The 7,701-nt window shown below is 70.2% G+C and carries 7 protein-coding genes and 1 pseudogene; 5 read left to right on the forward strand and 3 right to left on the reverse strand.

Annotated features, from left to right (window positions below; all coding sequences use genetic code 11):
• Window positions 1-176 precede the first annotated feature (176 nt).
• The 4 genes from nhaA (at window position 177) to ABZS97_RS08615 (ending at window position 3,474) form a co-directional block, all read left to right on the forward strand.
• Window positions 177-1,577, forward strand: a complete 1,401-nt coding sequence (nhaA, locus tag ABZS97_RS08600; protein ID WP_356135118.1) for a Na+/H+ antiporter NhaA — start codon at window positions 177-179, stop codon at window positions 1,575-1,577.
• A 95-nt stretch (window positions 1,578-1,672) separates the two neighbouring features.
• Complete coding sequence (locus ABZS97_RS08605; protein ID WP_356135100.1) at window positions 1,673-2,161, forward strand: phage holin family protein; 489 nt, start codon at window positions 1,673-1,675, stop codon at window positions 2,159-2,161.
• Complete coding sequence (locus tag ABZS97_RS08610; RefSeq protein WP_356135102.1) at window positions 2,158-3,123, forward strand: alpha/beta hydrolase; 966 nt, start codon at window positions 2,158-2,160, stop codon at window positions 3,121-3,123. The genes ABZS97_RS08605 and ABZS97_RS08610 overlap by 4 nt, the downstream gene beginning before the upstream one ends.
• A gap of 171 nt (window positions 3,124-3,294) precedes the next feature.
• The gene (locus ABZS97_RS08615) at window positions 3,295-3,474 is read left to right on the forward strand and encodes a hypothetical protein (protein WP_356135104.1); all 180 of its coding nucleotides are present in this window, start codon (window positions 3,295-3,297) and stop codon (window positions 3,472-3,474) included.
• A gap of 15 nt (window positions 3,475-3,489) precedes the next feature.
• Here the strand turns inward: ABZS97_RS08615 and ABZS97_RS08620 are convergent, their stop codons facing one another.
• The 3 genes from ABZS97_RS08620 to nth form a co-directional block, all read right to left on the reverse strand.
• Window positions 3,490-4,689 carry a MarP family serine protease gene (locus ABZS97_RS08620; RefSeq protein ID WP_356135106.1) on the reverse strand — a complete coding sequence of 400 codons (1,200 nt, stop codon included), beginning with the start codon at window positions 4,687-4,689 and terminating at the stop codon, window positions 3,490-3,492.
• A 120-nt stretch (window positions 4,690-4,809) separates the two neighbouring features.
• Window positions 4,810-5,505: a CoA pyrophosphatase gene (locus ABZS97_RS08625; RefSeq protein ID WP_356135108.1), complete on the reverse strand. Its 696-nt coding sequence runs from the start codon at window positions 5,503-5,505 to the stop codon at window positions 4,810-4,812.
• An 85-nt stretch (window positions 5,506-5,590) separates the two neighbouring features.
• Window positions 5,591-6,604, reverse strand: coding sequence for an endonuclease III (gene nth / locus ABZS97_RS08630; protein ID WP_356135110.1), 1,014 nt, complete (start codon window positions 6,602-6,604; stop codon window positions 5,591-5,593).
• A gap of 327 nt (window positions 6,605-6,931) precedes the next feature.
• Here nth and ABZS97_RS08635 point away from each other — a divergent pair.
• Window positions 6,932-7,612 (forward strand): annotated as a pseudogene (locus ABZS97_RS08635) (Crp/Fnr family transcriptional regulator); the annotation flags it as partial.
• Window positions 7,613-7,701: the final 89 nt, after the last annotated feature.

The raw sequence follows: 7,701 nt of genomic DNA on the forward strand, positions 1-7,701 counted from the left end.
CCGGGCACCTTTGTGCGCGGTGCCGGGCGGGCGCCCTCCGGCCGGGCAGGCGCCCTCGCGCCAACCTTAGGTAAGCTAAGGAACGCGTCAACAGCGTGACAAGAAGGTTTTGAGGTGTGCCGGGAAGTCTGGTCGGCAAGTGCTCTGTCCTGCCCACCCGACCGGAGGTCTCCCCCGTGGCCGCGCCCCCCAGCCCCAGCAACCGCAAGTTCCTCGGCCGTCTGTCGCTGCCCGAGCGGAACTTCGTGGCGGACGCGCTGCGCACCGAGACCGTCGGCGGAATCTTCCTGCTGTTCGCCGCGATCGCCGCGCTGATCTGGGCGAACACCCCGCTCCGGGACAGCTACGAGAGCGTCTCCCACTTCCACGTCGGGCCCGAGTTCCTCGGCCTGAACCTCTCCGTGCAGCACTGGGCCGCCGACGGCCTCCTCGCCGTCTTCTTCTTCGTCGCCGGTATCGAACTCAAGCGCGAACTGGTGGCCGGCGAGCTGCGGGACCCGAAGGCCGCGCTGCTGCCGGTCGCCGCAGCGCTCTGCGGGATGGCCGCGCCCGCGCTCGTCTACACCCTCACCAACGTCCTCGGCCAAGGCTCCCTCGACGGCTGGGCGGTACCCACCGCGACCGACATCGCCTTCGCGCTCGCCGTGCTCGCGGTGCTCGGCACGTCCCTGCCGTCCGCGCTGCGCGCCTTCCTGCTCACGCTCGCCGTCGTCGACGACCTCTTCGCGATCCTGATCATCGCGGTCTTCTTCACCGACCAGTTGAACTTCGCGGCCCTCGGCGGCGCGGTGGCCGGCCTCGCCGTCTTCTGGGTGCTGCTGCGCAAGGGCGTACGCGGCTGGTACGTCTACGTGCCGCTGGCCCTCGTCATCTGGGGGCTGATGTACAACAGCGGCGTCCACGCCACCATCGCCGGCGTCGCCATGGGACTGATGCTGCGCTGCCACCGCCACGAAGGCGAGACGCACTCCCCCGGCGAACACATCGAACACCTCGTACGCCCGCTGTCGGCAGGGCTCGCCGTACCCGTGTTCGCCCTCTTCAGCGCGGGAGTCGCCGTTTCCGGCGGGGCCCTGGGCGAGGTGTTCACGCGGCCCGAGACCCTCGGTGTCGTCCTCGGACTGGTCCTCGGCAAGGCCATCGGCGTCTTCGGCGGCACCTGGCTGACGGCCCGCTTCACCAGGGCCTCCCTGAGCGAGGACCTCGCCTGGCCGGACGTCCTCGCCGTCTCCTCCCTCGCGGGCATCGGCTTCACCGTCTCGCTGCTGATCGGCGAACTCGCCTTCGCGGACGACCCGACGCTCACCGCCGAGGTCAAGGCGGCGGTCCTGGTCGGCTCCCTGATCGCCGCCGTCGTCGCGGGCACACTGCTGAAGATCCGCAACGCCAAGTACCGCGCCCTGTGCGAGGCGGAGGAGCGCGACGAGGACCTCGACGGCATCCCCGACATCTACGAGCAGGAGAACCCGGCGTACCACCTGCGGATGGCCGAGCTCTACGAGCGGAAGGCCGCCGAACACCGCAGGCTTGCCGAAGTGACGGGCGGGGCAGGCGTCGAGGACCGCGGTCCGGCATGATCTGACGCGACGGTACAAACAGAAGCAGTACCGACAGAAGCAGAAGCCAGACGGTCCACACACATGCAGAAGACATGCAGAAGAGGGAGTCCGCGATGAGCGCACCCGACGGCAGCCCGGTCGGCACCGAACGCAGCATCGGCCAGCTGTTCGCCTCGGCGACGACCGAGATGTCCGCGCTGGTGCACGACGAGATCGCCCTGGCGAAGGCGCAGCTCAAGCAGGACGTCAAGCGCGGTGCGGTCAGCGGCGGCGCGTTCTCGGTCGCCGGGGCGGTGCTGATCTTCTCCCTGCCGATGCTGAGCTTCGCCCTGGCCTACGGCATCCGCACCTGGAGCGACTGGAACCTGGCGGTCTGCTTCCTGCTCTCCTTCGCGGCGAACGTGCTGGTCGCCGGGGTGCTCGCGCTGATCGGCGTGGTCTTCGCGAAGAAGGCGAAGAACGGCAAGGGCGCGCAGAAGACAGCGGCCTCCATGAAGGAGTCGGCGGGTGTGCTGCAGAACGCCAAGCCGCACACCCGTGAGGTGACGTCCGAGGACCGGGTGCCCGAGGCCATCGAGGCTGTGGCACGCTCGTCCTCATGACGGGCTCCTCCATCCCTGCGGGGCAACCACCTTCGGCGCAACCCACTTCGCTCGTGCGACTCGACGTTCCCGGTGGACGAGAGGTGATCCACCGGGATGTCGCGGCCAACGGCGCGCGCTTCCACATCGCCGAAACGGGTGACGGGCCGCTGGTCCTGCTGCTGCACGGCTTCCCGCAGTTCTGGTGGACCTGGCGCTACCAGCTGGGCGCGCTCGCCGACGCGGGGTTCCGCGCCGTGGCCATGGACCTGCGCGGCGTCGGCGGCAGCGACCGCACCCCGCGCGGTTACGACCCCGCCAACCTCGCGCTCGACATCACGGGCGTCGTACGGTCGCTGGGCGAACCGGACGCCGCGCTGGTCGGGCACGACCTGGGCGGATACCTGGCCTGGACGGCGGCCGTGATGCGCCCCAAGCTGGTGCGCCGGCTCGCGGTGTCCTCGATGCCGCACCCCCGCCGCTGGCGCTCGGCGATGCTCTCGGACGTCAAGCAGACGGCCGCGGGTTCATACATCTGGGGGTTCCAGCGGCCCTGGATCCCGGAGCGCCAACTCGTCGCGGACGACGGCGCTCTGGTGGGCCGACTGGTCCGGGACTGGTCCGGGCCGCTGCAACCGGACGACGAGACCGTGGAGACGTACCAGCGCGCCATGTGCATCCCCTCGACGGCGCACTGCTCGATCGAGCCGTACCGCTGGATGGTCCGCTCGATGGCCCGCCCGGACGGTATCCAGTTCAACCGCCGGATGAAGCGGCCGGTGCGCGTCCCGACGCTGCATCTGCACGGCTCGCTGGACCCGGTGATGCGGACGCGGAGCGCCGCGGGCTCCGGGCAGTACGTCGAGGCGCCGTACCGCTGGCGGCTGTTCGACGGCCTCGGGCACTTCCCGCACGAGGAGGATCCGGTGACGTTCTCGACGGAACTGGTCAACTGGCTGAAGGACCCCGAGCCCGACCGGTAACTCCACGAATACGGCGAATAACGCTCTGAGCAGGGAGTTTCCCTCGCTCTGCGGTCCGGCCGCCCCCACCGGGGAACGCTTGTCCTACGAACGGCCAATTGCCCGGCGCATAGGCCGATTGGGGGCCGTGGGGGCGATTACCGACCTTGAGGCACGGGCACACGTCGGGGTATGGGCTGGACGCACGACTACAGTGACGCGGCACGCAACCGACGCTCGGCCTCGGGTCTGAGCTCCCATCAGAGGGGCGCCCCGTACATGCCGGGCGCGGACCCCCGCGTAGGGATCCCGCACATTCTGCGCCGCCGGGCCCGCTGGGTCTCGGTACGGCTGCGCCATCCCCGGGGCTGAGCAGCCGGCCCTTCCTCAGAGCGCGCAGCTGTCGCTGTCCACCTGCTCGTTGGCGGTGCGACCCTTGGCGATGTCCTCCTGCACCTCGTCCGCCGTGAGCGCGTATCCGGTGTCGTCGTTGTCGAGGGACTTCGCGAAGACCACGCCGTACACCTTGCCGTCGGGCGTGAGCAGCGGGCCGCCGGAGTTGCCCTGACGCACCGTCGCGTACAGCGAGTACACATCGCGGCGCACGGTGCCGCGGTGGTAGATGTCCGGGCCGTTGGCCGTGATACGGCCGCGCACGCGCGCGGGCTGCACGTTGTACGAGCCGTTCTCCGGGAAGCCGGCCACGATCGCGTTGTCACCGCTGGTCGCGTCCGTCGAAGTGAACTGCAGCGCGGGCGCGTTCAGGTTCGGTACGTCGAGTACGGCGATGTCACGCTCCCAGTCGTACAGGACCACCGTGGCGTCGTACTTGCGGCCCTCTCCGCCTATCTGGACGGTGGGCTCGTCGACTCCGCCGACCACGTGCGCGTTGGTCATCACACGGCGGTCGCCGAAGACGAAACCGGAGCCTTCGAGGACCTTGCCGCAACTCTGGGCGGTGCCCATGACCTTGACGATGGAGTTCTGGGCGCGGACGGCGACCGCGCTCTTCGCGAGGGCCGGGTCCGGCGGCTTGACGTCCGTGATGGGCTCGTTGGCGAACGGGCTGAAGACCTGCGGGAAACCGTTCTGCGCGAGGACCGAGGAGAAGTCCGCGAACCACGTGTTGGCCTGGTCGGGCAGGGCCCGTGAAACGCCCAGCAGCACCTTGGAGTTGCGGACTTCCTTGCCGAGCGTCGGCAGCGTCGTACCGGCGAGGGCCGAGCCGATCAGCCAGGCGACCAGAAGCATCGCGACGACGTTGACAAGAGCGCCGCCCGTGGCGTCCAGGGCCCGGGCCGGGGACCAGGTGATGTACCGGCGCAGCTTGTTGCCGAGGTGGGTGGTCAGGGCCTGCCCCACGGAGGCGCAGACGATCACGACGACCACGGCGACGACGGCGGCCGTCGTACTCACCTCGGAGTCGTCCGTCGCGGCACCCCAGATGACGGGGAGCAGATAGACCGCGACGAGGCCGCCGCCCAGGAAGCCGATCACCGACAGGATGCCGACGACGAAGCCCTGGCGATAGCCCACGATCGCGAACCACACGGCGGCGACCAGCAGAAGGATGTCCAGCACGTTCACTGCTTCAAGCCTCGCCTCATCACTCTGCGGTCGCTCGTCCCGGCCGGGGGTCCGGCCCGCCGCGCAGGCGGCAATAGGACGCTGCGCCCTCCGGGAGGACACAGCACGGAGGCCACCCTGTCATGCGCGCCAGTCGAGCGGGACCTGCTTGTCCCGGTCCCAGGGCAGCTCCCAGCCCGCGTAGTGCAGCAGCCGGTCGATGATTCCCGCCGTGAAACCCCAGACAAGGGCGGATTCGACCAGGAATGCCGGACCTTTGTGGCCACTGGGGTGGGCGGTGGTCACGCGGTTGGCGGGGTCCGTGAGATCCGCCACGGGGACCGTGAAGACGCGGGCCGTCTCGTTCGGATCGACCACGCCGACCGGCGTCGGGCGGCGCCACCAGCCCAGCACGGGCGCGACGACGAAGCCGCTCACCGGGATGTACAGCCGCGGCAGCATGCCGAAGAGCTGGACGCCGTCCGGGTCGAGCCCGGTCTCCTCCTCGGCCTCCCGCAGCGCGGCCCGCAGCGGCCCGTCGCCCTGCGGATCGCCGTCCTCGGGGTCGAGGGCGCCGCCGGGGAAGGACGGCTGCCCGGCGTGCGATCTCAGCGAGCTCGCCCGCTCCATGAGCAGCAGCTCCGGGCCGCGGGCGCCCTCGCCGAACAGGACCAGCACGGCGGACTGCCGGCCCGCGCCGTCCTTCGGGGGCAGGAAGCGGCTCAGCTGGAGCGGCTCCACCGTCTCGACGGCGTGCACCACCGGGTCCAGCCAGCCGGGCAGGCCGTCCTTGCTCAGCTCCACCCTGCCGCCCTGCGTCTCGCTCGCGTGCGTCATCGCCACCCCCGTACTGCCTTCAACGCCTGCGGGTCGGTCTTTCGTTCCGTCGTCCGGCCCCGCCTGCGCCCGGCTGTCCGGCCCGTCATCCGGCCCCCAGCGGCGGCGCGGGGATGCCGCCCGCGTCCAGGTAGGCCTGCGGGGGCCTGAGCCGCTGGCCGGGGAAGCCGCCCTTCTCGTACTTCAGAAGCTTCTTCGCCTTCTCCGGGTCGGTCTCGCCCTCGCCGTACGCCGGGCAGAGCGGGGCGATGGGGCAGGCGCCGCAGGCGGGCTTGCGGGCGTGGCAGATACGGCGGCCGTGGAAGATCACGTGGTGCGAGAGCATCGTCCAGTCGCCCTTGGGGAAGAGCGCGCCGACGATCGCCTCGACCTTGTCGGGGTCGGTCTCGTCGGTCCACTGCCAGCGCCGTACCAGCCGCCCGAAATGGGTGTCCACGGTGATCCCCGGCCGCCCGAAGGCGTTGCCCAGGACCACGAAGGCGGTCTTGCGGCCCACGCCGGGGAGCTTGACGAGGTCTTCGAGGCGCCCGGGGACCTCGCCCCCGAAGTCCGCCACCAGGGCCTTGGACAGCCCCATCACCGACCTGGTCTTGGCCCGGAAGAACCCGGTCGGGCGGAGGATCTCCTCGACCTCCTCCGGGTTGGCGGCGGCGAGGTCCTCGGGGGTGGGGTACTTGGCGAAGAGCGCCGGGGTCGTCTGGTTCACCCGCAGGTCGGTCGTCTGCGCCGACAGCACGGTGGCGATCACGAGCTGGAAGGGGTTCTCGAAGTCCAGTTCGGGGTGCGCGTACGGGTACACCTCGCCGAGCTCGCGGTTGATGCGGCGGGCGCGACGCACGAGCGCGGTGGGCGACTCGCCCGGGAGTGACTTCTTGGCGACGGTTTTGACGGGCACGGGCTGCTTCACGGCGGCGGTGGCCTTTTTCGGGGCGACGGTGGCTTTCTTGACCCCCGTGGCTTTCTTGACCGCCGTGGTCTTCTTGACCGCCGTGGTCTTCTTCGCCGCCGTGGTCTTCTTCGCCTTCGTCGCGGCGGTCTTCTTCACCGTTGCTTTCGCGGGCTGCTTCCCGGGCTGGTGCTCAGGCTGTTTTTCAGACATCGATTTTGTCTCTTTTGTCGTTTTCCTCGGTCCGCTCGGGTCCTGTTCGCCCACAGCGGAATCACGACGTACAACCACCCGCCCAGCCCCCTTGGCCTGTGCTCTCACCGGCGATTTGGACACCCGGCCAGCCTAAAGCCCGGCACCGACATCCGCCCTGGACCCTGAAGATCGGCGCCCAATTGGCCCCCTGCCGCACTGCCCGGCACGCCAGTACGGCAGACTTGTGACTGATCACACTGTTTGGACCGTCCGGCAAGATGGGGAGCACGGTCCCCTGGTACACCAGGGAGAGATCCCCTGAGCAGGTCGACAAGGAGAGAACTCGTGGACGACGTTCTGCGGCGCGCCCCGCTCTTCGCGGCGCTCGATGACGAGCAGGCCGCGGAGCTCCGCGCCTCCATGAGTGAGGTGACCCTCGCGCGCGGTGACGCCCTGTTCCACGAGGGCGACCCCGGGGACCGCCTTTACGTGGTCACCGAGGGCAAGGTGAAGCTCCACCGCACTTCCCCCGACGGCCGCGAGAACATGCTCGCCGTCCTCGGCCCCGGCGAGCTGATCGGCGAGCTGTCGCTCTTCGACCCGGGCCCGCGCACGGCGACCGCCACCGCGCTGACCGAGGTCAAGCTGCTCGGCCTCGGCCACGGCGACCTCCAGCCCTGGCTGAACGCACGCCCCGAGGTGGCCGCCGCCCTGCTGCGCGCTGTCGCCCGACGCCTGCGCAAGACCAACGACCAGATGTCCGACCTGGTCTTCTCGGACGTCCCGGGCCGCGTCGCCCGCGCGCTCCTGGACCTGTCCCGCCGCTTCGGCGTGCAGTCCGAAGAGGGCATCCACGTCGTGCACGACCTCACGCAGGAAGAGCTGGCCCAGCTGGTCGGCGCCTCCCGCGAGACGGTCAACAAGGCGCTCGCCGACTTCGCGGGCCGCGGCTGGCTGCGCCTTGAGGCCCGCGCCGTGATCCTGCTGGACGTGGAGCGACTGGCGAAGACCGCGGGGCGCAATCGGGCGGCCCCATCGTCTGTACGGAACGATGGCTGCCACCTGACCGGTGACCCGCCGTCCCGGAGGACGGTCAGGTGGGAGATCGGAGCCTC

It is taken from the genome of Streptomyces sp. NPDC005485, from assembly GCF_040606085.1.
Lineage (GTDB): Bacteria > Actinomycetota > Actinomycetes > Streptomycetales > Streptomycetaceae > Streptomyces.